General features: G+C 61.1%; 22 protein-coding genes and 2 pseudogenes. 10 read left to right on the plus strand and 14 right to left on the minus strand.

Annotated features, from left to right (window positions below; translation table 11 throughout):
- Window positions 1-178: 178 nt before the first annotated feature.
- Both ACZZ0K_RS25090 and ACZZ0K_RS25095 read left to right on the plus strand, forming a co-directional pair.
- The gene (locus ACZZ0K_RS25090; protein ID WP_150637090.1) at window positions 179-730 is read left to right on the plus strand and encodes a disulfide bond formation protein B; all 552 of its coding nucleotides are present in this window, start codon (window positions 179-181) and stop codon (window positions 728-730) included.
- A gap of 181 nt (window positions 731-911) precedes the next feature.
- Window positions 912-1370 carry an Rsd/AlgQ family anti-sigma factor gene (locus ACZZ0K_RS25095; RefSeq protein ID WP_041476920.1) on the plus strand — a complete coding sequence of 153 codons (459 nt, stop codon included), beginning with the start codon at window positions 912-914 and terminating at the stop codon, window positions 1368-1370.
- 58 nt (window positions 1371-1428) lie between these two features.
- Here the strand turns inward: ACZZ0K_RS25095 and ACZZ0K_RS25100 are convergent, their stop codons facing one another.
- Window positions 1429-2094, minus strand: coding sequence for an FKBP-type peptidyl-prolyl cis-trans isomerase (locus ACZZ0K_RS25100; protein ID WP_258707333.1), 666 nt, complete (start codon window positions 2092-2094; stop codon window positions 1429-1431).
- A gap of 192 nt (window positions 2095-2286) precedes the next feature.
- Here ACZZ0K_RS25100 and ACZZ0K_RS25105 point away from each other — a divergent pair, with 192 nt between their 5' ends.
- Window positions 2287-3480 carry an AlgP family protein gene (locus tag ACZZ0K_RS25105; protein WP_252886964.1) on the plus strand — a complete coding sequence of 398 codons (1194 nt, stop codon included), beginning with the start codon at window positions 2287-2289 and terminating at the stop codon, window positions 3478-3480.
- Here ACZZ0K_RS25105 and ACZZ0K_RS25110 read toward each other — a convergent pair.
- The gene (locus ACZZ0K_RS25110) at window positions 3477-3938 is read right to left on the minus strand and encodes a TIGR02444 family protein (RefSeq protein ID WP_095181264.1); all 462 of its coding nucleotides are present in this window, start codon (window positions 3936-3938) and stop codon (window positions 3477-3479) included. The genes ACZZ0K_RS25105 and ACZZ0K_RS25110 overlap by 4 nt on opposite strands.
- A gap of 50 nt (window positions 3939-3988) precedes the next feature.
- Between ACZZ0K_RS25110 and ACZZ0K_RS25115 the strand changes: the two genes are divergently transcribed.
- The 3 genes from ACZZ0K_RS25115 (at window position 3989) to rhtB (ending at window position 7267) form a co-directional block, all read left to right on the plus strand.
- Window positions 3989-5899 (plus strand): ATP-binding cassette domain-containing protein, encoded by a 1911-nt coding sequence (locus ACZZ0K_RS25115; protein WP_150637082.1) that lies wholly within the window; start codon window positions 3989-3991, stop codon window positions 5897-5899.
- Complete coding sequence (locus ACZZ0K_RS25120; RefSeq protein WP_056791670.1) at window positions 5899-6480, plus strand: mechanosensitive ion channel family protein; 582 nt, start codon at window positions 5899-5901, stop codon at window positions 6478-6480. Before ACZZ0K_RS25115 ends, ACZZ0K_RS25120 begins: the two co-directional genes overlap by 1 nt.
- 154 nt (window positions 6481-6634) lie before the next feature.
- A complete protein-coding gene (gene rhtB, locus ACZZ0K_RS25125; protein WP_024014759.1) occupies window positions 6635-7267 on the plus strand; it encodes a homoserine/homoserine lactone efflux protein in 633 nt (210 codons plus the stop codon).
- A gap of 217 nt (window positions 7268-7484) precedes the next feature.
- On the opposite strand, the gene ACZZ0K_RS25130 is transcribed toward rhtB, so the two are convergent.
- The 5 genes and pseudogenes from ACZZ0K_RS25130 to ACZZ0K_RS25150 all read right to left on the minus strand — a co-directional run bounded on the left by ACZZ0K_RS25130 (window position 7485) and on the right by ACZZ0K_RS25150 (window position 12253).
- The gene (locus ACZZ0K_RS25130) at window positions 7485-8231 is read right to left on the minus strand and encodes a hypothetical protein (RefSeq protein WP_016772609.1); all 747 of its coding nucleotides are present in this window, start codon (window positions 8229-8231) and stop codon (window positions 7485-7487) included.
- A 3-nt stretch (window positions 8232-8234) separates the two neighbouring features.
- Window positions 8235-8822: a penicillin-binding protein activator LpoB gene (gene lpoB / locus ACZZ0K_RS25135; protein ID WP_016772610.1), complete on the minus strand. Its 588-nt coding sequence runs from the start codon at window positions 8820-8822 to the stop codon at window positions 8235-8237.
- Window positions 8823-8858: 36 nt separating this feature from the next.
- Window positions 8859-9230, minus strand: a complete 372-nt coding sequence (locus tag ACZZ0K_RS25140) for a YcfL family putative periplasmic lipoprotein (protein ID WP_016772611.1) — start codon at window positions 9228-9230, stop codon at window positions 8859-8861.
- Between the two features lie 16 nt (window positions 9231-9246).
- Window positions 9247-10640: pseudogene (locus ACZZ0K_RS25145) on the minus strand (COG3014 family protein).
- Between the two features lie 206 nt (window positions 10641-10846).
- A complete protein-coding gene (locus tag ACZZ0K_RS25150) occupies window positions 10847-12253 on the minus strand; it encodes a COG3014 family protein (protein WP_095181267.1) in 1407 nt (468 codons plus the stop codon).
- Between the two features lie 242 nt (window positions 12254-12495).
- Between ACZZ0K_RS25150 and ACZZ0K_RS25155 the strand changes: the two genes are divergently transcribed.
- Together ACZZ0K_RS25155 and ACZZ0K_RS25160 are read left to right on the plus strand one after the other, a co-directional pair.
- Window positions 12496-14394: an FTR1 family protein gene (locus tag ACZZ0K_RS25155; protein ID WP_258707332.1), complete on the plus strand. Its 1899-nt coding sequence runs from the start codon at window positions 12496-12498 to the stop codon at window positions 14392-14394.
- A gap of 101 nt (window positions 14395-14495) precedes the next feature.
- On the plus strand, window positions 14496-14951 hold the full coding sequence (locus tag ACZZ0K_RS25160; RefSeq protein WP_041476910.1) for a YaiI/YqxD family protein: 456 nt from the start codon (window positions 14496-14498) through the stop codon (window positions 14949-14951).
- 104 nt (window positions 14952-15055) lie between these two features.
- Here ACZZ0K_RS25160 and elbB read toward each other — a convergent pair whose 3' ends face one another.
- The gene (gene elbB / locus ACZZ0K_RS25165; RefSeq protein ID WP_016772616.1) at window positions 15056-15724 is read right to left on the minus strand and encodes an isoprenoid biosynthesis glyoxalase ElbB; all 669 of its coding nucleotides are present in this window, start codon (window positions 15722-15724) and stop codon (window positions 15056-15058) included.
- Between the two features lie 286 nt (window positions 15725-16010).
- Window positions 16011-16550: pseudogene (locus ACZZ0K_RS25170) on the minus strand (DedA family protein); the annotation flags it as partial.
- Window positions 16551-16757: 207 nt separating this feature from the next.
- On the opposite strand from ACZZ0K_RS25170, the gene hemB reads away from it, so the two are divergent.
- Window positions 16758-17771: a porphobilinogen synthase gene (gene hemB, locus ACZZ0K_RS25175; RefSeq protein WP_041476908.1), complete on the plus strand. Its 1014-nt coding sequence runs from the start codon at window positions 16758-16760 to the stop codon at window positions 17769-17771.
- Between the two features lie 18 nt (window positions 17772-17789).
- Window positions 17790-20015 carry a polyphosphate kinase 1 gene (ppk1, locus tag ACZZ0K_RS25180; protein WP_236167746.1) on the plus strand — a complete coding sequence of 742 codons (2226 nt, stop codon included), beginning with the start codon at window positions 17790-17792 and terminating at the stop codon, window positions 20013-20015.
- Window positions 20016-20260: 245 nt separating this feature from the next.
- Here ppk1 and ppx read toward each other — a convergent pair whose 3' ends face one another.
- The 5 genes from ppx to ACZZ0K_RS25205 all read right to left on the minus strand — a co-directional run bounded on the left by ppx (window position 20261) and on the right by ACZZ0K_RS25205 (window position 24830).
- Complete coding sequence (ppx, locus tag ACZZ0K_RS25185) at window positions 20261-21763, minus strand: exopolyphosphatase (RefSeq protein WP_041476907.1); 1503 nt, start codon at window positions 21761-21763, stop codon at window positions 20261-20263.
- A 220-nt stretch (window positions 21764-21983) separates the two neighbouring features.
- On the minus strand, window positions 21984-22721 hold the full coding sequence (locus tag ACZZ0K_RS25190) for an amino acid ABC transporter ATP-binding protein (RefSeq protein WP_007911148.1): 738 nt from the start codon (window positions 22719-22721) through the stop codon (window positions 21984-21986).
- Window positions 22708-23358, minus strand: coding sequence for an amino acid ABC transporter permease (locus tag ACZZ0K_RS25195; RefSeq protein ID WP_016772621.1), 651 nt, complete (start codon window positions 23356-23358; stop codon window positions 22708-22710). Before ACZZ0K_RS25195 ends, ACZZ0K_RS25190 begins: the two co-directional genes overlap by 14 nt.
- Window positions 23355-24023, minus strand: coding sequence for an amino acid ABC transporter permease (locus tag ACZZ0K_RS25200; RefSeq protein ID WP_024014752.1), 669 nt, complete (start codon window positions 24021-24023; stop codon window positions 23355-23357). Before ACZZ0K_RS25200 ends, ACZZ0K_RS25195 begins: the two co-directional genes overlap by 4 nt.
- A gap of 21 nt (window positions 24024-24044) precedes the next feature.
- Window positions 24045-24830: a transporter substrate-binding domain-containing protein gene (locus ACZZ0K_RS25205; protein WP_016772623.1), complete on the minus strand. Its 786-nt coding sequence runs from the start codon at window positions 24828-24830 to the stop codon at window positions 24045-24047.
- Window positions 24831-24999 lie beyond the last annotated feature (169 nt).

The following is a 24999-nucleotide window of genomic DNA, read 5'->3' on the forward strand; positions in this document are numbered from 1 at the left end:
CGAAAATTCCCCTTCTTTGCGCTCTAGAGACAAAGTCCTACAAAGCGCTTCACCGTTTCCTATCGAGCCTGTCGGGTTTTCCCTACACCTGTGGTGAACTGTCGGCAGGCCCTTGCCTTGAAAGGCTGACACGCTTTCCTCTACCGTAACCGTCTGTCTCTACTGTTACGGAAAAGCCATGTCGTTGGCCTGCTCACGCTCCTTGTTCTTCATGGCTTTCATTGCGGGGGCCTTTGCTCTGGGAGCTTCCTATTACCTCGAATACGCGGTCGGACTGACGCCTTGCAGTCTGTGCCTGGTGCAGCGGTTGTTCCTCACATTGCTGTGCATCGGCTGCGGCGTGGCGGCGGTGCATGGCCCCCGGCGCGTTGGCTTATGGTGGTACTGGCTGTTTGCACTCGGCGCAAGTCTGGGTGGTACCACCGCCGCGTGGCGGCAGGTGTTGATCCAGAGTGATTCGATGCTGCAACTGGTCAAATGCTCGCCCACCGTGGAGTCAATGTTCAGCGACCTGCCGTGGATCTGCGCCCTGCAACGGATGTTCAACGGCGGCGCCGATTGTGCGGACATCTCCTGGACGCTGTTCGATCTGAGCATCCCCGAATGGAGCCTGCTGTTTTTTGTCGGTGTGTCGATCCTTGCGGTTTATCAGTTGTTGCGTCTGATCTGGAGCGCTCTGCAACGACCGGTCAGCGACGAAGCGTCGCACCACCTGCTGGTCAGGGATTAAACACTTGTATGAACTTTATCTCCTGCGTACCTTGAAGCCATAGGCGTGCGGGCATAATCTGGCCGGCACGTGTCATTGGATTTATGTTGCTCGATGACGCTCTGCCCGATCGTCCACCAGTCAAATCAGAACAGGGGCGCGGGTGTAGAGCAGCATGACCCACAAGGGAAGAGAGATCGCCATGCTCGAAAGTTGTCAGAATGCTCAGGAACGTTGGGGTGGAGTTCATCTGCTGATCGACCGCTGGTTGCAGGAGCGTGAAGAGCTGATTGGCGCCTACGACAAGCTCGGTGCTAAGCCTGATTCGCTGTCCGAGAGCCGCAAGCCTTTGCAGGAATTCTGCGGAGTGCTGGTCGATTACGTATCGGCGGGGCACTTCGAAATCTATGAACAGCTGACTGGCGAAGCCAAGGCGTTCAACGACAAGCGCGGTCTGGAACTCGCCGAGACCATCTACCCGCGCATCGACGTCATTACCGAGAAGCTGCTGGCCTTCAATGATCTGTGCGACGAAGGCAAATGCGTTGCGGAGAAATTCAAGGAATTGGGCGGCTTGCTGCATGAGCGCTTCGAACTTGAAGACTGCCTGATCGAAGTGCTGCACACGGCGCACAAGGCAGAAGATCCGGTTCAGGCCTGATCCACGTCCTTCATGAAAAAACGGTGCGCCCGCAAGCGCACCGTTTTTTTATGCCTGATCAGCTCGTCGCACCACGCAACTCCACTTCAAAAACCAGAGGCGTGAACGGCGCAATCAGGTCGCCGGCACCGTCGGCACCATAGGCTTGATCCGATGGAATCACCAGCCGCCATTTCGCCCCCACCGGCATGTTCTGCAAGGCGGTGCGCCAACCGGCGATCACACTGTCGAGGTTGAACCATTGCGGCTGGGTGTTCTGATCGAACACGGTGCCATCCGGCAGCTTGCCGATATACAGCACCTGCACTTTGCCGTCGGCGCCGGCCTTGGCGCCAGTGCCCGGAACCAGTTCAGTCAGGAGAATTCCATCGGCCAGTTCCTTCACCCCCGGTTTGGCTTTTTCCGCACTGAGAAAGCGTTGCTCGTTTTCCATCGCCGCGTCGCTCGATTGCCGTGATGCCTGCTCGGCATTTTGCGATTCATGGTCGGCCAGAATCTGTTCGATACGCGCTTCACTCAGCGCCAGTGGCTTGCCCTGATACGCCTGTTGCAGACCTTCGATCAGCGCCTGGATCTGCAACTGCGGCACCTCTTGGCGCAGTCGTTCGCCGAGGCTGGCACCGAGGCTGTAAGCCAGATCATGAGCATCGTTCGCCGTGGTTTTTTCATCGGCATACGCCGTCGAAAAAAACACGCAGAGGGACAAAATAAAGTAGCGCGACATGGGCACTCTCCGACCTGAGATGCGGGGGATTATGCCAGTGCAAACGTCTGCATCGGTGAACTGCTTTTTCCTCGGCGCAGAACATTTCGGCTGCGGTGCAACGCAACGGTGCAGATACTGTCAACATGCCCTAGCGGCGGTATCAGCAGAGGTCTAGTATGAGCCGCACTCACGTCAGCCAGGAGGTAAACCATGTCGGCCACCAAGAAGCCTGTAAATACTCCGTTGCACTTACTCCAACAATTGTCGGGCAGCCTGCTCGAGCATTTGGAAAACGCTTGCTCGCAAGCCTTGGCTGATGCTGAAAAACTGCTCGCCAAGCTGGAAAAACAGCGTGGCAAGGCGCAGGAAAAACTGCACAAATCGCGCACCAAGTTGCAGGACGCCGCCACTGCCGGCAAAGCCAAGGCTCAGAACAAAGCCAAGTCTTCCGTGAAAGAACTCGAAGAGCTGCTCGACGCTTTGAAAGATCGTCAGTCCGAAACCCGCAGCTACATTCTGCAACTCAAGCGCGATGCTCAGGAAAGCCTGAAACTGGCCCAGGGTGTTGGTCGCGTTCAAGAAGCAGTGGGCAAAGTTCTGTCGTCGCGCTCGGCCAAACCGGCAGCAGCACCAGCGAAGAAAGTCGCTGCTAAACCTGCTGCAAGCAAAGCCCCGGCGAAGACCGCTGCGGCGAAACCTGCTGTTGCGAAAACCGCCGCCAAACCAGCGGCGAAGGCGCCAGTGAAAGCGGCTGCCAAACCAGCGGCGAAAACTGCAGCGAAGAAGCCGGCGGCGAGCGCGGCAAAACCGGCGGCTAAAACCACCGCAGCCAAACCTGCTGCAGCCAAGCCAGCAGTGAAAGCCACCCCTGCCAAAGCCGCTGCAAAACCGGCCGCGAGCAAAGCTGCACCGGCGAAAACCGCAGGCGCCAAACCTGCTGCCAAAGCAGCAGCGAAACCAGCAGCAAAACCTGCTGCCAAGACCGCCGCTGCGAAGCCTGCTGCCAAGACTGCGGCCAAGCCGGCCGCCGCCAAACCTGCTGCGAAAGTGGCGGTAAAACCGGCTGCCAAACCAGCCGCAACATCGGCAGCAAAACCTGCGGCAAAAACCACTGCTAAGCCGGCCGCCGCCAAGCCTGCTGCCAAACCCGCTGCTGCCAAGCCTGCCGCTGCTGCAAAACCGGCCGCCAAGCCAGCCGCAAAACCAGCGGTGAAAAAGCCTGCAGCTGCCAAGCCAGCCGCGACCAAAACGGCTACCGCTCCAGCGGCCAAGCCTGTCACTGCCGCTACCCCGGCTGCTCCAGCTGCGTCGGCACCGTCGTCCGCCGCCCACTCGACCCCTTCGACTGCGCCAGCACCAGCCGCTTCGTCGAACGTCAGCAGCACCCCGACCAGCGCTTCCTAAGTGCCGGTTGCCGCGACGCGCAGCACTTGCAGCGCGTCGCGGTTCAGGCTGGCGGCATTGCCGGCCAGGTCTTCAAGCCAGGTCACCGAACCTGCATCGTTGCGCGTCCACTCCTGCGCCACACCTTCAAGGCGTGAAAGCAAGGTGCGCTCAGCTTCAAGCTCCAGTGATTTGATCTGCTCGCGCATGCCGGCCACCACCGCATCGTCGACGGCCCGCGCTTTCCATTGCAGGCGCAGGGTTCGCAGCGGCTGCACCACTTCGATATCCCATGGCGCGGTCAAGGCCTTGAGCAAGCGTACGCGCGGCTGATCGCAGGCCACCGCGCGCTGCTCCAGCCACAAACCGCACAGCAGCAGGCAGACATTGGCGCCCGCCGTTTGCAATTGCAGGCAGGCATCTTCCACACCCGGGCGGGCGTAGACATCAAGGGCAAAGCTCCACAGGTCAGAGGACATCGTGCTACTCGCGCCAGTTGTGAGCGAAGCTGGTAGACTCCGCCGCCATTATGATCCGACTTCAGAACCTGACTTTACAGCGTGGCCCGCAACGTCTGCTAGAAGACGCCGAGCTGACCCTGCACGCCGGCCACAAAGCCGGCCTCATCGGCGCCAACGGTGCCGGCAAATCCAGCCTGTTCGCCTTGCTGCGCGGCGAGTTGCACCCGGATTCGGGCGACTGCCTGCTGCCGGCCGACTGGCGCATCGCGCACATGCGTCAGGAGGTCGACACCCTCGAGCGCCTGGCGGTCGATTATGTGCTCGATGGCGACCTGCGTTTGCGCGAGGTGCAACGCGAGCTTGCCGCCGCCGAGGAGGCCCATGACGGCACCGCACTGGCGCGCCTGCACGCTGAACTCGACAGCGCCGACGGCTACACCGCCGATGCGCGGGCGCGCAAGCTGCTCGCCGGTCTTGGGTTCACCAATGAGCAGATGGATCGTCAGGTAGGCGATTTCTCCGGTGGCTGGCGGATGCGTCTGAATCTGGCGCAGGCACTGATGTGCCCGTCGGATCTGCTGCTGCTCGACGAACCGACCAACCATTTGGACCTCGATGCGATCATCTGGCTCGAAGAGTGGCTGAAGAGTTATCCGGGCACCTTGCTGCTGATTTCCCACGATCGGGATTTCCTCGACGAAGTGGTCGATCACGTTGCCCATGTCGATCAGCGCAAACTGACCCTCTACCGTGGCGGCTACACCGCGTTCGAGCGCGCCCGTGCCGAGCGTCTGGCCCAGCAGCAACAGGCCTACGAGAAGCAGCAGGCGCAGCGTGCGCACATGGAAAGCTACATAGCCCGCTTCAAGGCGCAAGCGACCAAGGCCCGTCAGGCGCAGAGCCGGATCAAGGCGCTGGAGCGCATGGAAGAATTGTCGGCGGCTCACGTCGATTCGCCGTTCGACTTCGTCTTCCGCGAGTCGACCAAGATCTCCAGCCCACTGATCGACCTGTCCGATGCGCGCCTGGGTTATGGCGACAAGACCATCCTCGAGAAGGTCAAGCTGCAACTGACCCCGGGTGCGCGGATCGGTCTGCTCGGGCCGAACGGCGCGGGTAAATCGACGCTGATCAAGAACCTCGCCGGCGAGCTCGAACCGCTGGCCGGGCGCCTGACCCGTGGCGAAAACACCGTGGTCGGCTACTTCGCTCAGCATCAGCTCGACTCGCTGGACTCCAAGGCCAGCCCGTTGCTGCATTTGCAGCGCCTCGCGCCGGGTGAGCGCGAGCAGACCTTGCGCGATTTCCTCGGCGGCTTCGACTTCCGGGGCGCGCGCATCGATGAGCCGGTGCTGAATTTTTCCGGTGGCGAGAAGGCACGTCTGGCCCTCGCGTTGATCGCCTGGGAACGGCCGAACCTGCTGCTGCTCGACGAACCGACCAACCACCTCGACCTGGAAATGCGCCTGGCGCTGACCATGGCCCTGCAGGAATTCAGCGGTGCGGTGCTGGTGGTCTCTCACGATCGGCACTTGCTCAAGAGCACCACCGACAACTTCTATCTGGTCGCTGACGGCAAGGTCGAAGAGTTCGACGGCGATCTCGAAGACTACGCGCGCTGGCTGGTGGAATACCGTCAGCGCACTGCGCCGGTCAGCAACACGCCTGTCAACCCGGACAAGACCGACAAGAAAGCGCAGCGCCAGGCGGCGGCAGCGTTGCGTCAGCAACTGGCGCCGCACAAGCGCGAGGCCGACAAGCTTGAAGCCGAGCTGGGCAAGCTTCACGAGAAACTGGCCAAGGTCGATGCCAGCCTCGGTGACAGCGATATCTACGAGCCGGCGCGCAAGAATGAATTGCGTGATCTGCTCGCCGAACAGGCCAAATTGAAGGTGCGTGAAGCCGAGCTGGAAGAAGCCTGGATGGAAGCGCTGGAAACCCTGGAAAGCATGCAGGCGGAGCTGGAGGCGTTGTCCTGATGGAAGCCTTCAAGCTGCCTTTCTCGGCGGTGTGGGTCGAACCGTTGTGGTTCACCGCGCAGATTCTGCTGATTCTGCTGGCCGGTTACCTGACCCAGCGTTTCGTCGCCAAAGGCCTCACTCGCCTGGGTGAGCGCTATCCGTTTCCGCCGCAGTTGCTGATGCCGCTACGCGGCGTGTTGCGCTGGCTGATCATGGGCAGCGCGCTGCTCTTCGTGCTCGAGCGCCTCGGCGTTTCGGCCACGGTGCTGTGGACGGCGCTGTCGGGATTTGTCGCGGTGGCGGCGGTGGCGTTCTTCGCCATGTGGAGCGTGCTGTCGAACCTGCTCTGCGCGATTCTCATCTTCACCGTCGGGCCGTTCCGCCTCGGCGACGTAGTCGAGCTGGTGGATACCACCGACAAGCCTGGCGTCAAAGGCCGGGTGATCGCGATCAATCTGCTCTACACCACGCTGGTCGAGGCCGAAGAGTTGGGCACCGGCAGCGCCATGGTGCAGGTGCCGAACAGCCTGTTCTTCCAGCGTTCGGTGCGGCGTTGGCGCGGGACAGATGTGTTTCCGTCGAGTGGCTTTGAGAAGTAGCTTTTCCAGCAAGATCAAAAGATCGCAGCCTTCGGCAGCTCCTACATTTGGAATACGATCCCTGTAGGAGCTGCCGAAGGCTGCGATCTTTTGCTTTTAGCCCCAAACAGCATTAGTTTTGACGACTTGTCACAAGCATCAGCCGAGGTGTGCGATGGAGCTTCAAACATGGCTGGCATTTTTTGCCGCCTGCTGGGTGATCAGCCTGTCCCCGGGCGCGGGCGCCATCGCGTCGATGTCCAGCGGTCTGCAGTACGGATTCTGGCGCGGCTACTGGAACGCACTGGGCCTGCAGATCGGTCTGGCGGTGCAGATCGCGATTGTCGGCGCGGGTGTTGGCGCTGTGCTCACCGCTTCGGCCACAGCATTCCATGCGATCAAATGGTTCGGTGTCGCCTATCTGGTTTACCTGGCGATCAAGCAATGGCGGGCGCTGCCCATGGACATGAGCGATGACGCCGCAGTGCGGCCGATCGGCAAGCCGCTGGCTTTGGTGTTTCGCGGCTTTCTGGTGAACATCAGCAACCCCAAGGCGTTGGTGTTCATGCTCGCGGTGTTGCCGCAGTTCATCAATCCCCATGCGCCGCTGCTGATTCAGTATGTGGTGATCGGCGTGACCATGGTTTTCGTCGATCTGATTGTCATGGCCGGCTACACCGGACTGGCGTCGAAGGTGCTGCGCCTGTTGCGCACGCCCAAGCAGCAGAAACGCATGAACCGCACCTTTGCCGGGTTATTCATTGGCGCGGCGGCGTTCATGGCGACGTTGCGCAAAGCGGCGGCGTAAACCGCTCGGACAGAAAAAAGGCGACCTCAAGAGGTCGCCTTTTTCATTTCTACCGAGACATCGGGGCAAGCGAGCTTTTGTGGCGAGGGGATTTATCCCCGTTGGACTGCGCAGCAGTCCCAATCGTCTTGAATCAATAGCGAGGGCCGCTTCGCGACCCAACGGGGATAAATCCCCTCGCCACAGAGCCCTTCGCCACAAAAGTCCTCAGATCGGCTCAGCGTAAAATCACCGGCGCCGTATCACGCGGCAGATTATTGCGCTGCGGCGCTTCACGCGGCTGCTCATAACCGTCACCGCCACCGAGTTGCATGCTCAGTTGCCCGGCCACGTCTTCGCCCAAGGCCTTCGACACCTCACGCACCACCCGCGGACGGTTCAGCGAGATCTTGATGTCGCGATGGTTCACCAGTTTGGTGTCCTGCGCTTCGCCCATCGCCGTAAAGGCCGAGGTGATCTCGTAGGTCTTGGTGTTGATCAGGCTGAAATCCGCCACCAGCGTCAGGCCCAGCACCGCCGAGTAGCTGTCGGTGTGCGCCAGCTCGTTGATGTCCTGGGTGAAATCGATGTCGGACACGGTGCCGAACAGCACGTAGTCGGCGCCTTTGAAGTTGCCGGCCTTGATGCGCTTGATCACGTCATACACGTCGCCTTTGGATGAGGCGGTATACGGCGTGCCCTGCACCAGCTGGAACATGCCGGTACGCAGGATTTCACCCTTGATGTCGCCGGTGAATTTGCGCAACTCGCCCTGTTCGATGTAGCTGGTGGTCGCTTCGATCTCGTTGTAGCTCGAAGAGCCGCTGGCGCTGTAGTAACTCTCACGATGATTACTCTGCGCCGAAACGATGTGGATGTATTGCTCCACGCGCTCCTGATACGCCAGATCCGTCACCGCCACTTTCGGGGCCGCCTGCGCGCTGAACGCGCAAGCCAGGGCCATCATGCCAATCCATGTGCGCATCGATTAACGCTCCGTGGTTTTGCGGATCTCTTTTTCGTCCATCCACTCGGCCAGACCGCTTTCGACGTCGATCAACTGCAGGCTGAATTTGTAGAAGACGTCCTTGTAGTCGCTGCTGCGCTTGACGATCGAGCTGATCGAGCCTTCGATGCGGTACTTGGCGGCAACCATGTTGCCGGTCTTGGCCACGGTGCTTTTCTTGTACAGGCCGCTCTGGTTTTGCAGCTTGAGCTGGTCAACCTGGCTCTGCATTGCATTGTTGTCGCTGGCGAAGCGCGCAACACCGGTCTTCATCAGCTGGGTCTTGATGCTGGTGGTGATTTCGCGGGTGTCGATGTACTCGCTGGTCTTGTTCTTCACATCGTAGACCTGAACCACCGGACGGCCCTGCAGAATGCCGGACTGGGCCAGCGAGCGGGTCATCGACTCGGCGATCATTTGCAGGTCGGTCGAACCGAATTCGTTGGTGACGGTTTCAACAGCCTTGGTGTCGCCGTAGCTGATGTTCTTGCTGCCCAGGGTCGGCGAGGTGTTGGCGCAACCGGAGGCGAGCAGGGCGATGACGGCGATGCAGGAAAAGCGTGCAAACATGAGAAAGCTCTCTCAATCAGAAATAGGGTGGCGGGCTTAAGGCGTCTTGATTTCCAGACGGAAATCCACGGCTTTCGGGGTCGGGGCGATGGCCTGAATGAAGCTGGTCTGGGCGCCGTACATCATCTGGCTTTTCCACACTTCTTCTTCGGCAACCGGGAAACCTTCGGCGCCGAGCCAGGCGAAGCGGTAGTAGAAAATCTTGTTGCTGTTAAGGGTGTTGCTCAACTGCACGTTGACGGTCATGAAGCCGTTTTCACGAGCCACGCGCATGGCGCCGACGACGATGTGTTTCTGCGGGCCCATGGCCACGACTTTGCTCGCGGCGCTGCCCGGCTCCGGCGGTGGCGGGGTGGCGCAGCCTGCCAGCAAGGCGAGGGCGGCGACGGCGATGATCTTCAAGCGCATTGCAAAGACTCCGTTCTTAAGGTTGTTTGAGGCTGGCGACGTTGGTCGCGGCAGCGCTCGGCATTACGTGAGCAGCGATGCCGCCAGCGAATACCTGGTTGCCCACGGCACGCAGGCTGATCACTTGGTAACGCTGGTCGACGGTGACCTTGACCACCGAGCCGCCGACGGCGCTCGGCAGGGTAACCTGATGCTCACCTTTTTTCAGGCGCAGACGCACCACTTGGGTGTTGTCCGGCAGGGTGCGCCATGTACGGGTATCGGCACCTTCGAGCACTGCTGAAGAAATACCCACAGCGAGACCGGCCAGCGGATTGGTTTCGTTGATCTGCTTCTGCGCCACGCCTTTGGTGATCGCGCGCACGGTGGTGCGCACGATGATCCCCGGCATGTCATCACGCAGGGCGCGGCGGGACATGGCGGTGGTGCTGTTCAGCGCGGTCAGGTCGACCTGCTTGCCGTCGACGCCGATCTGCGCAAAGGCGCGGTGGAGGTGTCCGGTTTGATGATCGGGAACGACAACGGGGTGATCACCACGTTGTTGGAAATCGGCAGCGGCAGCGGTACGCGAATCGAGTCACGGGCCGGGGCCAGACCGCTCTGCACGACGATGAGAATGTCGCTGTCATCGGATTTGGAAGGCTTGTCGAGATTGACCAGCGCCTGCTCGAGCAGCGGCGTGTTCGGGCGCAATTCGGCAGCCTTGCGATAACCCGGCGCGGCCAGATCCTTCTCGCCCAGGGCTTCGTAAACGAAACCGGCCAGGTAATGGCTGAACGCACTCTGGTAGCTGTTTTTCAGGCCGACCACTTCCGGCGCGTCGAGGCTGGCCACCGGATAACCCTGCAGATCCTTGTACTGGGTCTTGATGCCTTCTTTTTCGGCCTGTTCTTCGCTCTTGAGGTATTCCTTGTCGCGCAGGTCAGCGATCACCGCTTCGCGTTCGTGGGTCTTTTTGATCGCAGTGCGGGCGCCATCGAAATCGTTGACCGCCAACAGGTTCAAGGCCATCTGCGTGGTCAGCATGACTTTCTCGTAGTCATAGCCTTCGTAGCGACGCACCTTGTCGTTGACGATGAAGCTGCCGAACTGTGCCAGGTACTTGGCCGAATCGAGCTTGACCGCGTCTTCCCACTGACCGACCACCTGATCGGCGCTGCCCCAGGCGTTCTGGCTGCCTGACAGGTCGCCCTTGGCGCGCAGCAGTTCGCCTTTCTCGAAGTAATAGAGCAGGTCTTTGTCGGTACCGGTGTTGTTCTTCTCCAGCAGGGTCAGCGCGGCGTCGACGTTGCCGGAAGCCAGTTGCTGATTGGTCTGGGCCAGTTCGGAATCGTAGTTGCGAAACGCTGCGCAGCCGGACAACAGCGTGACGGCGCTGAGCGCGAGCAGCATGGGAGCGCGGAATGCCATGGGTACTTCTTCCCTGAGTAACAAAACTTGCAGCCGCGTGTGCTGGTCGGGCTGGTGTGACCTATCGACGGTGGCGCTGGCCTCCTGCCAATTCCTCATGCGTGAGGAGCTTTTGATGCCGGCTCGCTGGGCGAGGGCGCGGCATTATAAACGTGGGGTGATGGCTATGTAATAGCTTTTTGGGTGCATTTCTAGATGTTGTGCCATCACTTCTCCGCAGAAGCGGGTTTATCCAACGCGGGTTTTTGATTCGGTACAAAGGCTGATCCGACGGTATAGACCTGATCCCGGAATACCCGCAGGTGCAGAATCTGGCGGTCCTGGTCGACGCGCATTTCAAAAGGGTGGTCGATGGACGCAGGCGCAAAACGGAAGGTATGCAGGCCTTTCTTCAAGCGCAGGCGGGCGACCAGCGTCTTGTCCGGCAACGCTCGCCATGTGCGGGTGTCGGCTTCTTCGAACGGATCATGCTGAGTGACGATCAACGAGGCTTTCGCCGGGTTGCGCTCGTTTTCCTGCGCTTGACCGATGGCGGCCATGTTGGCGCGGAACATCGCCCGCGAGATGATTTGCGGCATGTCGTCGCGCAGTGTGCGCATGGACATATCGGTCACGCTATTGATCACTACCAACGGCTGTTTGCGACCGTCTACGGTGATATGGCTGAAGTTGGGCGTGACCGCGTCCGGCACCATCACCGGGAATGAAATGGGCGCGATGATGACCAGCGTTTCGTTCAGACGAACCGGGATCGGCACCTGCACGGAGCTGCGAGCCGGGGCCAGGCCACTCTGGATAATCAGCAACACATCGCTTTCATCGGCTTTCGCTGGCGGTTTGTCGAGATTGCGCAGGGCCTTTTGCAGCAAGGGCATGTCCGGCCGCAGTTCGATCGCCTGACGATAACCGGCCGCCGCGAGGGCGCGCTCGCCGAGGGCTTCATAGGTGAAACCGGCCAGATAGTGGCTGAACGCACTCTGGTAGCCGTTTTTCAGCTCGACGACCTGTGGCGCATCAAGCAAGGCGACCGGGTAGCCTTCCAGCTCCTTGTAATGGAGAACTTTGCCTTGAGCTTTTGCCTGTTCCTCGGCCGCTTCGTATTGCTTTTCACGCTGGCGGGCGATCAATGCTTCGCGTTCGTGGGTTTTCCTGATGTCTGCGCGGGCGCCGGCAAAGTCATTGACGGATAGCTGGTTCAAGGCCATTTGCGTAGTCAACATGACCTTTTCGTAATCGTAGCCTTCATAGCGCCGCAGCTTGTCGTTGACCAGCATCGTGCCCATTTCATCACCGAAACGGGCCAGTAATTTCATCGCGCCGGACGGGTTGGCTTCCTCGCGCTGGAAGATCATGCGGTCGGCATTGCGCCAGGCGTCCTGGCTGTCGGGCAGGGCACTGCCAGCGCTGAGGATCGCGCCTTTTTCCAGGTAATACAGCAGATCCTTGTCTTCCCACGGGTTGTTCATTTCCACCAGTGCCAGAGCCCCGGTCAGATTGCCCCGGGTCATTTGCTCGGTGGTCTGCTGCATTTCAAGATCGTAGTTGCGATAGGCGGCACAACCGCTCAACTGAACAGCGACGCAAAGCAGCAAAACGAACGGAAGACTCCGCATTGAGGTTGATTCCTTGCGCGCAAATGCTCTGGGGCGGGCAGTATAAAGTGGATGGTGGCAAATGGCTGCGATCTTGATCGAGCGTCAATCGGCAGCGGGCAGTGCGGCAATACTCGGCGACAAACGCTGCTGCCGTCTGCCGGGTATTTCCTGCCAATCAAAGCGAAACGCCGACAAAGCTTGAGAGAAATGTCTTCGAAGTGAACAATATGTAACTTCGCATTTCCATTTGAGATTCGTTCATGACTGCCTCGTCCCGATTGCTGGCCTGGCTGCTGTTCCCGTTATTGTCCCTGAGCAGCCTGCCGCTGCTGGCCGATACCGTGGAAGGCGCGCCGCAAGCGTTGCACCTGCTCGATTACATCAGTGCCGATTACCCGCCGACGGTCGCGGCAGGCAAAGTCATCGACGATGGCGAATACCGCGAGCAGCTGGAATTCACCCAGGTTCTGCAAGGCTTGATCACTGCATTGCCAGTCAAACCGGAAAAAGCCGCGCTGGAACAGGGCGTCGAGTCTCTGCACGCCGCCATCACTGCGAAGCAGGACGGTGCCGATGTCGCCCGTCAGGCCCGACAGCTGGGGGCGAAACTGGCGGTGACTTATGAAGTCAGCCAGGCACCGATCATCACTCCGGACCCGACACGCGGTGCGCCGCTGTATGCGCAAAATTGCTCGGTGTGCCATGGCGACACTGGTGCTGGCGACGGCCCGGCCGGTGTCGGTCTGACCCCTGCGCCAGCCAACCTGCGCGACGCTGCGCGGATGGATCACCTGAGCCTGTACGCGATCTACAGCACCCTCGGCCAGGGCGTCGAAGGCACCGACATGCCGGCGTTTGCCGATCAGCTCGATGATCGCCAGCGCTGGGATCTGGCCACCTACATCGCCGGCTTCAGCGCCGATGCGGCAGCCGCCAAGTCCGACAAGGTCTACAACATCGCTGACCTGGCCCGCCAGACCCCGGCCGAAGTGCAGGCGGCGGAGGGCGCAGAGGTCGCGGCGACGTTCCGTGCCCAGCGCGCGCAACCACCGCAGGTCAAGCGCGGGCCGGCGCAGTTGCTCGATTACACCGCCGCCACGCTGGACAAAAGCCTCGCGGCCTACCGTGCCGGTGAGCACGATCAGGCCTATGACCTGTCGGTGGCGGCGTATCTGGAGGGCTTCGAACTGGTCGAAAGCTCGCTGGATAACGTCGATGCCAACGTGCGCAAGGACACCGAAAAATCGCTGATGGCGTATCGGCAGTCATTGCAGGATGGTCTGCCGGTCGAGCAGGCCGAGCAGCGTCTGGACGCGGCCAAAGCCAAACTCAAGGAATCCGCCGGCCTGCTGGGCAGCGATGGTCTGAGCTGGTCGCTGAGCTTCATCTCCGGCCTGCTGATTCTGCTGCGCGAAGGCCTGGAAGCGATTCTGGTGCTGGCGGCGATCCTCGCCTTCCTGCGCAATACCGGTCAGCAATCGGCAGTACGCAGTGTCAACGTTGGCTGGGGTCTGGCACTGCTGGCAGGTCTGGGTACCTGGGCACTGGCGGCGTACGTCATCGACGTCAGCGGTTCGCAGCGTGAGTTGCTGGAAGGCGCCACCGCGCTGTTTGCCAGCGTCATGGTGTTGTGGCTCGGCGTGTGGATGCATGACCGCCGTCATGCGGCGGCCTGGCAGGATTACATCAAAAGCAGTCTGGTCGGCGGCGGTGGACGTTTCGGCTTTGCGATCCTGGCGTTCTTCTCGGTCTATCGCGAGTTGTTTGAAGTGATCCTGTTCTACGAAACCCTGTGGCTGCAGGCCGGGCCTGCCGGGCATAACGCCGTGCTGGCTGGCGGTGCCACGGCGCTGGTGCTGCTGGTCGGCCTGGCCTGGGTGATTCTGCGCGGTTCGGCGAAACTGCCGCTGACGCTGTTCTTCAGCATCAACGCCGCGCTGTTGTGCGCGTTGTCGGTGGTGTTTGCCGGGCATGGCGTGAAGGCGTTGCAGGAGGCCGGGATCTTCGGCACACGGCCGGTCGCGTTCTTTGAATTCGACTGGCTGGGGATCCATGCCGATGCCTATTCGCTGACCGCGCAGGTGGTGGCGATTGTGGCGATTGCTGTGCTGTATGGGCGCAGTTGGGTGGCGGAGAAGCGTCGGGTTTCGGCTGCATAAAGGCATTCGCTGCGCTCATATTCGCGAGCAGGCTCGCTCCCACAGGTTCGGTCTGTATCCTTTGGGAGCGAGCCTGCTCGCGAATTTTTGGAGGCAAGAACATGCGTGTATGGATCGATGCCGACGCCTGTCCACGGGCGGCGAAGGATCTTGTAGTGAAATTCGCCCTCAAGCGCCAGTTCGAAGTGGTGCTGGTAGCCGGGCAGCCGCAGACTAAGCCGGGGCTGGCCATCGTCAAACTGATCGTAGTGCCGAGCGGGCCGGATGCGGCGGATGACTATCTGGTTGAGCACGCCGTGCCGGGCGAGCTGGTGATCTGCAGCGATATTCCGCTGGCCGATCGGCTGGTCAAGAAGGGCGTGGCGGCACTGGATCCGCGCGGCAAGGAGTTCGATGCGCAGAACATGGGCGAGCGGCTGGCGGTGCGGAATCTGTTCACCGATCTCAGGGAGCAGGGCCAGATGAGCGGCGGCCCGGCGCCGTTTGGCGAGCGCGAGAAGCAGGCGTTTGCCAATGCGCTGGACCGGATTCTCACCCGGCTCACCCGCAAGCCCTGAAAAGATCGCAGCCTGCGGCAGCTCCTACAGGGGCGGTGTATGCCGCAATATCACGGCGCGACACGAAACCTGTAGGAGCTGCCGAAGGCTGCGATCTTTTGATTTCAAGCGTCGTTTTCGTGGGTCAGTTCGAGCACGCGGTCGACCAGTTTGTTGATCCCCGAAGCCGCTTCACTGATGGTCTGCGCCAGCATGTACGCCGGGGTGGTGACCAGTTTGCGCGCCTTGTCTTCGACGATTTCCGTCACGGCGCACTCTTCGTGGGTGGCGCCCATTTTGTTCATGGCCGCAGCGGTGTCGGCGTCGTTGCCGATGGTGCAAGTCACCCCCGGGCCATAGATTTTCGCCGCCAGCGCCGGTGAGATGCAGATCAGCCCGACCGGTTTGCCCGCTTCGGCAAATGCTTCGGCCAGGGCCAGCACTTCAGGTTGCACGGTGCAGCCGGCGCCTTCGATGGCGAAGTTCGACAGGTTCTTTGCCGCGCCGAAACCGCCGGGCACGATCAGTGCGTCGAAATCCTCGACATCGGCGTCGCGGATATCCTTGACGTTGCCCCGGGCAATCCGCGCCGATTCCACCAGTACGTTGCGCGATTCCGGCATTTCTTCGCCGGTCAGGTGGTTGATCACATGCAATTGCGCGATGTTTGGCGCGAAGCACTGCACCTGTGCGCCGCGCTGGTCGAGGCGCAGCAGGGTGATGACACTTTCCTGGATTTCGGCGCCGTCGTACACGCCACTGCCGGACAGGATCACTGCAACTTTTTTGCTCATGGGCTTCTCTCCAGATTCATGGCGCTCGATGTCCCTTAAATCGTCGCGCGTGGCCATAGGGGCATGGCTGACGCGCGCGGGAACAGAGCGCTCTCTCAATGGATCGCAACGGCGGCGGGGTGTTCATTATTTGCCTGGAATGCGCGTGGCAGCCGCCAGCGAATGGCTTATTCGGCTGGCGTTTTCGGCCCGGCAGGAGGGGCGCTTCGGCCTGGCGCAACTGCTCTGCCTCGGCGGCCTTGGCGAGCTGCTCGTCCTGATAGATTTTCTTTGCCAGTTGCGCATTCTTGAAGCGGCGCCGCAGCCACAGGCCCAGCCCGAGGATCAGCAAGGCGCCGAGCACCCATAGCTCGTACTTCTTGATGCTGCCAAGCATGCCTTCCAGCACTGCGCCGAAGTGGTAAGCCGCCGCAGCCAGTGCGGTGGCCCAGATCGCCGCGCCGATACCGTTGAGCAGCAGGTAACGTCCCGGTGGATAACCGGACAGGCCGATCGCCACCGGCATCACGGTGCGCAGGCCATAAACGAAGCGGAAGCTCAGGACCCAGATGTCCGGATGTTTGCGGATGTGCTCGAGCGCACGGTCGCCCATCATCTGCCAGCGCGGCTTGCGCGCAAGCAATTTGCGCCCGTGCTTGCGCCCCAGGAAGTACCACAGCTGGTCGCCGGCATAGCTGCCGAAGAACGCCACAACCACCACCAGGTTGATGTCCATGTATCCACGGAACGCAAGGAAGCCTGCGAGCACCAGAATGGTTTCGCCTTCGAAGAACGTGCCGAGGAACAAGGCAAAGTAGCCAAAGTCGTGCAGAAATTGTTGGAGCATTGTCTGGGTGCTGGCGAAATGAACGCGCAGCCTAACCCTTCGGGCACATTCATGAAAGTGTCCAAATGTGTCTCGACGTGAACATTTCCTACATCGACAATGGATTGCGGCTACCTGTCACAGAGCACACATAACTGTCATCTGTTAGTCATAATGGCCGTCTATAACTGTCACGCTCGCCCGTTTGCCCGGGCTCAGGAGTCTGCCGTGAGCTTTACCCCCGCCAATCGTCTGTTCCCAGCCACTCGTCTGCGTCGCAATCGTCGTGATGATTTTTCGCGGCGGCTGGTGCGTGAAAACGTATTGACGGTCGATGATCTGATTCTGCCTGTGTTCGTGCTCGACGGTGAAAACCGCCGCGAAGCCGTGGCCTCGATGCCGGGCGTCGAGCGACTGACCATTGATCTGCTGCTTGAAGAAGCGGCGAAATGGGTCGAGCTGGGCATTCCGGCGCTGGCGCTGTTCCCGGTCACCCCGCCTGAACTGAAATCCCTCGATGCTGCCGAAGCCTGGAACCCCGAAGGCATCGCCCAGCGCGCCACTCGCGCCCTGCGTGAGCGGTTCCCGGAGCTGGGCGTGATCACTGACGTGGCGCTGGACCCGTTCACCACCCACGGTCAGGACGGCATTCTCGACGAAGACGGCTACGTGCAGAACGACATCACCGTCGATGCGCTGGTGCGTCAGGCGTTGTCCCACGCCGAGGCCGGCGCGCAGGTGGTGGCGCCATCGGACATGATGGACGGCCGCATCCAGGCGATACGTGAGGCGCTGGAAATTGCCGGCCACGTCAACGTGCGCATCATGGCCTACTCGGCCAAGTACGCCAGCGCCTACTACGGCCCGTTCCGCGATGCCGTGGGTTCGGCGTCGAACCTCGGCAAGGCCAACAAGGCCTCTTATCAGATGGACCCGGCCAACAGCGACGAAGCGCTGCACGAAGTCGGTGCGGACTTGTCCGAAGGCGCGGACATGGTCATGGTCAAGCCGGGCATGCCCTACCTGGACATTCTTTTTCGGGTCAAAGATGCCTTCAAGGTGCCGACCTTCGTCTATCAGGTCAGTGGCGAATACGCCATGCACATGGCCGCTATCCAGAATGGCTGGTTGAGCGAAGCGGTGATCCTCGAGTCACTGACCGCCTTTAAACGTGCCGGTGCAGATGGCATCCTGACTTACTTTGCCGTTCGTGCCGCTCAATTGTTACGAGAGCAGAAATAGCCCTCCCAGGAACATTCCATGAATACCGAAGGACTCACTGAAGTTGCCGTAAAAGAAGCTCAGCCGGTGGTCGAGCAAATCACCGAAACCCCGCCGGAACTGGAGCCTGCGCCACCCGCGCCGGTTGCCGAAACCGCTGTGGCGGTACCGGCGATCGCCATTCCCGGCCTGGATGACAGCAGCCTGTACATCCACCGCGAGCTTTCGCAATTGCAGTTCAACATCCGCGTGCTGGAACAGGCGCTGGACGAGTCCTACCCGTTGCTGGAGCGGCTGAAGTTCCTGCTGATCTTCTCCAGCAACCTCGACGAATTCTTCGAGATCCGCGTCGCCGGGCTGAAAAAGCAGATCACCTTCGCCCGCGAACAGGCCGGCGCTGACGGTTTGCAGCCGCATCAGGCGCTGGCGCGGATCAGCGAACTGGTCCACGGTCACGTTGACCGCCAGTACGCGATCCTCAACGACATCCTCCTGCCGGAGCTGGAAAAGCATCAGGTGCGCTTCATCCGTCGGCGCAACTGGACGACCAAGCTCAAGACTTGGGTACGCCGCTATTTCCGCGACGAGATCGCGCCGATCATCACCCCGATCGGCCTCGACCCGACGCACCCGTTCCCGCTGCTGGTGAACAAGAGTCTGAACTTCATCGTCGAGCTCGAAGGCATCGACGCCTTCGGGCGCGACTCCGGTCTGGCGATCATTCCGGCGCCACGTCTGCTGCCGCGGATCATCAAGGTCCCGGAAGAAGTCGGCGGCGCTGGCGACAACTATGTATTCCTGTCGTCGATGATCCACGCCCACGCCGATGACCTGTTCCAGGGCATGAAGGTCAAAGGCTGCTACCAGTTCCGTCTGACCCGAAACGCCGATCTGGCGCTCGACTCCGAAGACGTCGAAGACCTCGCCCGCGCCCTGCGTGGCGAGTTGTTCTCGCGGCGCTACGGTGACGCGGTGCGTCTGGAAGTTGCCGACACCTGCCCGAAACACCTCTCGGACTACCTGCTCAAGCAGTTCAACCTGAGCGAGACCGAGCTGTATCAGGTCAACGGCCCGGTCAACCTGACGCGCCTGTTCAGCATCACCGGTCTGGACAGCCATCCAGAGCTGCAATACACGCCGTTCACCCCGCAGATCCCAAAACTGCTGCAGAACAGCGAAAACATCTTCAGTGTGGTCAGCAAGCAGGACATCCTCTTGCTGCACCCGTTCGAGTCGTTCACGCCGGTGGTCGACCTGCTGCGTCAGGCCGCGAAAGACCCGCATGTATTGGCCGTACGGCAAACGCTGTACCGCTCCGGCGCCAACTCGGAGATCGTCGATGCGCTGGTCGACGCCGCGCGTAACGGCAAGGAGGTCACCGCCGTGATCGAGCTGCGCGCGCGCTTCGACGAAGAATCCAACCTGCAACTGGCCAGCCGTCTGCAAGCGGCGGGCGCAGTGGTGATCTACGGCGTGGTCGGCTTCAAGACCCACGCCAAGATGATGCTGATCCTGCGCCGTGAGGCTGGCGAAATCGTCCGTTATGCGCACCTCGGCACCGGCAACTATCACGCCGGCAACGCCAAGCTCTACACCGACTACAGCCTGCTGACCTCCGACGACGCTTTGTGCGAAGACGTCGGCAAACTGTTCAGCCAGTTGATCGGCATGGGCAAGACGCTGCGCATGAAAAAGCTGCTGCATGCGCCGTTCACCCTGAAGAAGGGCATGCTCGACATGATTGCCCGCGAAACCCAGTTTGCCGTGGAAGGCAAGCCGGCGCACATCATCGCCAAGTTCAACTCGCTGACCGATCCGAAGATCATCCGCGCGCTGTACAAGGCCAGCCAGTCCGGCGTGCGCATCGATCTGGTGGTGCGCGGCATGTGCTGCCTGCGTCCGGGCATCGCCGGGGTCTCGCACAACATTCATGTGCGCTCGATCATTGGCCGCTTCCTCGAGCACACGCGGGTGTTCTACTTCCTCAACGGCGGCGACGAGCAGATGTTCCTTTCCAGCGCCGACTGGATGGAGCGCAACCTCGACAAGCGCGTCGAGACCTGCTTCCCGGTGGAAGGCAAGAAGCTGCTGACTCGGGTCAAGAAGGAGCTGGAGCTGTACCTGACCGACAACACCCACAGCTGGAGCCTGCAGTCGGACGGCCGCTACATCCGCAACACACCCACCGGCAACCAGAACCCGCGCAGTGCCCAGGCGACGTTGCTGGAGCGGCTGGGCAGCCCGATATTGCCTGTCAGCAGTTAAGTGCCGAAGGTCAAAAGCCCCTCACCCTAACCCTCTCCCGGAGGGAGAGGGGAGTGACCGAGGTGTCTTGCGTCATACACTGACCTGAAATACCTGATCGAACTCTGGCCTCAACGCTAGTACAAATCGGCTCCCTCTCCCTCGGGAGAGGGCTGGGGTGAGGGGAGAGCTACACCGCTGCTCTCAAGCCAAACCCAATAAAAAGGCGATCCTAACGGATCGCCTTTTTTGTGCCAGCCAGTTACTCAGTGCACCGTGAGGACAATTCCAACCCGCGTCAGCCAATCCGCTTCGAGGCCGAAATCCGCCTGGGTCAGCTGATTTTCATCCAGCCAGTTCTCCGGGAATTCCACGTCGAGATGATCGCCATTGGCATGCAGTGCCACCTGTGGCATCGCCTGGGTCCCGCGAATGTGATGGAACAGAATCGCAAACCGCAGCAGCACGCACAGGCGAATCAGTTTGATGCCGTCATCGCCGAATTCGGCGAACTTGTCCTTGGGGATATTGCGCCTGTGGCCACGCACCAATAGCGCGAGCATCTGCTGATCCTCGCGAGAGAAGCCTGCCAGATCGGAGTGCTCGATCAGGTAAGCGCCATGCTTGTGGTAGTGATAGTGAGCGATGTCGAGGCCGACTTCGTGCACTTTCGCCGCCCAGCCGAGCAGTTCGCGCCAGATGCCGTCATCCAGTTCCCAGTCCACGGCGACCTGATCGAAGGCGTGCAGGGCCTTGCGCTCGACCCGCGCTGCCTGTTCAAGATCGACGTGATAGCGCTCCATCAGCGAGGTCAGGGTGCGTTCGCGCACGTCTTCGTGATGATGGCGGCCGAGCAGGTCGTAGAGCACACCTTCACGCAGCGCGCCTTCACAATGATCCATGCGTTGCAGTTCGAGGGCGTCGAAGATCGCTTCGAGAATCGCCAGGCCCGCCGGGAAGATCGCCCGGCGGTCAGGCTTGATGCCTTCGAAATCGATCTTGTCGGCGTCGCCCAGCTTGAACAGTTTGCGCTTGAGCCACGCCAGGCCTTCGGCGTTGACCTCGCCGCTGCCGTGGCCGCCAGCCTTCAAGGCCAGGCCGATGGCGCGAATCGTACCGGAGGAGCCGATGGCTTCATCCCAGGTCAGGCGATGCAGCGCGTGCTCGATGCTCATGATTTCCAGGCGCGCCGCCGTGTAGGCCTGGGCGTAGCGCGCCGGGGTGATCTTGCCGTCCTTGAAGTAGCGCTGGGTGAAACTCACGCAGCCCATTTGCAGGCTTTCGCGCAGTAAAGGCTCGAAGCGCTGGCCGATGATGAATTCGGTACTGCCGCCGCCGATGTCGGCGACCAAACGTTTGCCTGGGGTGTCAGCGAGCGTGTGCGAAACGCCGAGATAGATCAGGCGCGCTTCTTCACGGCCGGAAATGACTTCTACCGTGTGGCCGAGGATTTCTTCGGCGCGGCGGATGAATTCGCCACGATTGCGCGCTTCACGCAGGGCGTTGGTGCCGACGATGCGCACGGCGCCGAGCGGCATACCGTTGATCAGTTGGGCAAAGCGCTTGAGGCAATCGAGGCCGCGCTGCATCGATTCTTCGTTGAGCTGGCGCGCGTCGTCGATGCCGGCGGCCAGTTGCACCTTCTCGCCGAGGCGCTCGAGGATGCGGATTTCGCCGTTCTGGGCCTTGGCCACGACCATGTGAAAGCTGTTGGAGCCCAGGTCGATTGCGGCGATCAGGGACAGATTCTTGGCTTGGGATTGCGGCATGGTCAGGGGGTCTCGGTCGATAACCCCGACATCGTGCCACGATCAAACGCTGGCGCCAACGCGCATGGCTCAAACCGCCGGAGCGCGCACCCCGAACCTGATCGTTCCCACGCTCCGCGTGGGAATGCCTCACCGGACGCTCTGCGTCCGCTTTTGGGACGCGGAGCGTCCCTGGCTGCATTCCCACGCGGAGCGTGGGAACGATCAGGATGAGGCTGCTTCAGGCTGTCGCTTCCACCGTGCCAATAAAGTTCGCCAGCTCGGCCGTCTGCGGATTGGCAAACAACACCTTTGGATCGCCCACCTCATGCACCTTGCCATGGTGCATGAACACCAGTTTGTCGCCCACCTCCCGGGCAAAGCGCATCTCGTGGGTGACCATGATCAGCGTCATGCCTTCCTTGGCCAATTGCCGCACCACGCTGAGCACTTCATTGACCAGCTCAGGATCCAGCGCCGAGGTGATTTCATCGCACAGCAGCACCTTCGGCGACATCGCCAGGGCGCGGGCGATCGCCACCCGCTGCTGCTGACCACCGGACAAGCGGTCCGGGAAGGCATCGAATTTTTCCCCGAGCCCGACTCGCTCGAGCATTTCGCGCGCCAGTTCGGCTGCCTTGGCCTTGGGTACTTTCTGCACCACTTGCGGCGCGAGCATGACGTTCTCCCCGACGGTCAGGTGCGGGAACAGGTTGAACTGCTGGAAGACCATGCCGACCTTCTGTCGCAGGCTGCGCAGATCGGCGCGGGCGGCGTCGAGGTATTCGCCGTCGACTTCGATCACGCCGTCGTTGATCGACTCCAGGCCGTTGAGTGTGCGCAATAGAGTCGATTTGCCCGAGCCGCTGCGGCCGATGATCGCCACGACCTGGCCTTCCTCGACGCTGAGGTCGATGCCTTTGAGTACGTGGTGATCGCCGTAATATTTATGCAGGGCGGAAATTCTAAGCAGAGGCATGCAGTCTCCTTTCCAGGTAGCGCGCACTGAGGGACAAGGGGTAGCAGAGCAGGAAGTAGCCGAGGGCGACGAGGCCGTAGACCATGAACGGTTCGAACGTGGCATTGGCGAGCATGCCGCCGGTCTTGGTCAGTTCGGTGAAGCCGATGATCGAGGTCACCGCTGTGCCTTTGACCACTTGCACCGAGAAGCCCACGGTCGGCGCCACGGCGATGCGCAGCGCTTGCGGCAGGATCACGTAGCGCAACTGCTCAAGCGGATTGAGCGCCAGGCTCGACGAGGCTTCCCACTGACCGTGGGGAATGGCCTCGACGCAACCGCGCCAGATCTCCGCCAGATAGGCGCTGGTGAACAAGGTCAAAGCGATCGCCGCGGCCATCCACGGCGAAATCTCGATGCCGGCCAGCGCCACGCCGAAGAACACCAGAAACAGTTGCATCAACAGGGGCGTGCCCTGAAACAGCTCGATCCAGGTGCGGGCGATGCTGCTTGGCAGCGTGTTCTTGGAGATGCGCATCACCAGAATCAGCAGCCCGACGAGGCCGCCGCCAATGAACGCCACCAGTGACAGCGCCAGGGTCCATTGCAGGCCGGTGAGCAGGTTGCGCAGGATGTCCCAGAAAGTGAAATCGCTCATTGGCTGCTCCTCGCAATGAACCGGCGGCCGAACCAGTTGAGCAACTGGCGGATCAGCAGCGCCATGCACAGATAGATCAGGGTGGTCAGCGCATAGGTTTCAAAGGCGCGGAAGTTGCGTGACTGAATGAAGTTGGCGGCGAAGCTCAATTCTTCCGTGGCGATCTGCGAACACACCGCCGAACCGAGCATGACGATGATGATCTGGCTGCTCAGCGCCGGCCAGACCTTGCCCAGCGCCGGCAGCAGGACGACGTGGCGGAACGCTTCGAAGCGCGTCATCGCCAGTGCCGCAGCCGCTTCCAGCTGCCCGCGCGGAATCGCCTGGATGCCGGCGCGGATGATTTCGGTCGAATAGGCGCCAAGGTTGATCACCATCGCCAGCACTGCCGCCTGCCACTCGGAAATCTGCACGCCGAGCGACGGCAGGCCGAAGAAGATGAAGAACAGTTGCACCAGAAACGGCGTGTTGCGGATCAACTCGACGTAGACGCCGAAGATCGCTGAGAACGGGCGGATCTGCCACGCTCGCACCAGCGCGCCGACAATGCCCACGCCGACCCCGAGCAGCGCGCCGATGGCGGTCAGCTCCAGCGTGAACAGTGCGCCGCGCAGCAGCAGGTCGGTGTTTTCCACCACCGGCATAAAATCGAACTGATAAGCCATGAACGTCTCCCGCGCAGTCGATCAGAGATCGGCCGGCAGCGGCTCTTTCAGCCAGGTCTGCGAGTTCTTTTCCAGTGCGCCGTCAGCCTTGGCGGTGTTGAGGATGTCGTTGACCTTGGCCAGCAACGCCGCTTCGTTCTTGTTCACGCCCACGTAGACCGGGGAATCCTTGAGCTTCACCTTCAGCGCCGGCACGCGCTTGGGGTTCTTCTCGCTGATGGCCACCATCACCACGTTGCCGCTGGCAATCAGATCGACCTGGCCTGCCAGATAAGCAGCGATGGTCGAGTTGTTGTCTTCGAAACGTTTGATGGTCACGCCTTCGGGGGCGACTTTGCTCAGCTCGATGTCTTCGATGGCGCCCCGGGTGACGCTGATGGTCTTGCCCTTGAGGTCGTCGAGGCTGGTGATCGCGGCGTCTGGCGGACCGAACACGGCGAGGTAGAACGGCGCATAGGCGCGGGAGAAGTCGATGACTTTCTCACGCTCGGCGTTTTTGCCGAGGCTGGAAATCACCAGATCGACTTTGCCGGTGGTGAGGAACGGGATGCGGTTGGTGCTGTTGACCGGGGTCAGTTCGAGTTTGACCTTGAGTTGGTCAGCGAGCAGTTTCGCCGTGTCGATATCCAGGCCGCGCGGCTTCATGTCCGGGCCGACCGAGCCGAACGGCGGGAAGTCCTGGGGCACGGCGACTTTCAGCGTGCCGCGTTTGACCACGTCGTCCAGACCGTCGGCGTGAGCGGGGGCCTGGCACAGCAGCAGGCCGGCAAACAGGGAAGCGAGGAGGGCGCTGTAACGCTGGGTCATGGACAATCTCCGGATCGGCGGGAAGTGGTTGCTGCGATCGGACAGAGCATGGGCCGTGCCAACAGGCGGATTTCGCCCCGGCAAGCCGCGGCACCAGCGGCTTCGTTCGGTCTTACTGGTCTGAACAGTCAACTCGGTTTTCGCACTGCGATGGCGCATCGGCAGTGCG

It is taken from the genome of Pseudomonas sp. AC255 (genome assembly GCF_979258175.1).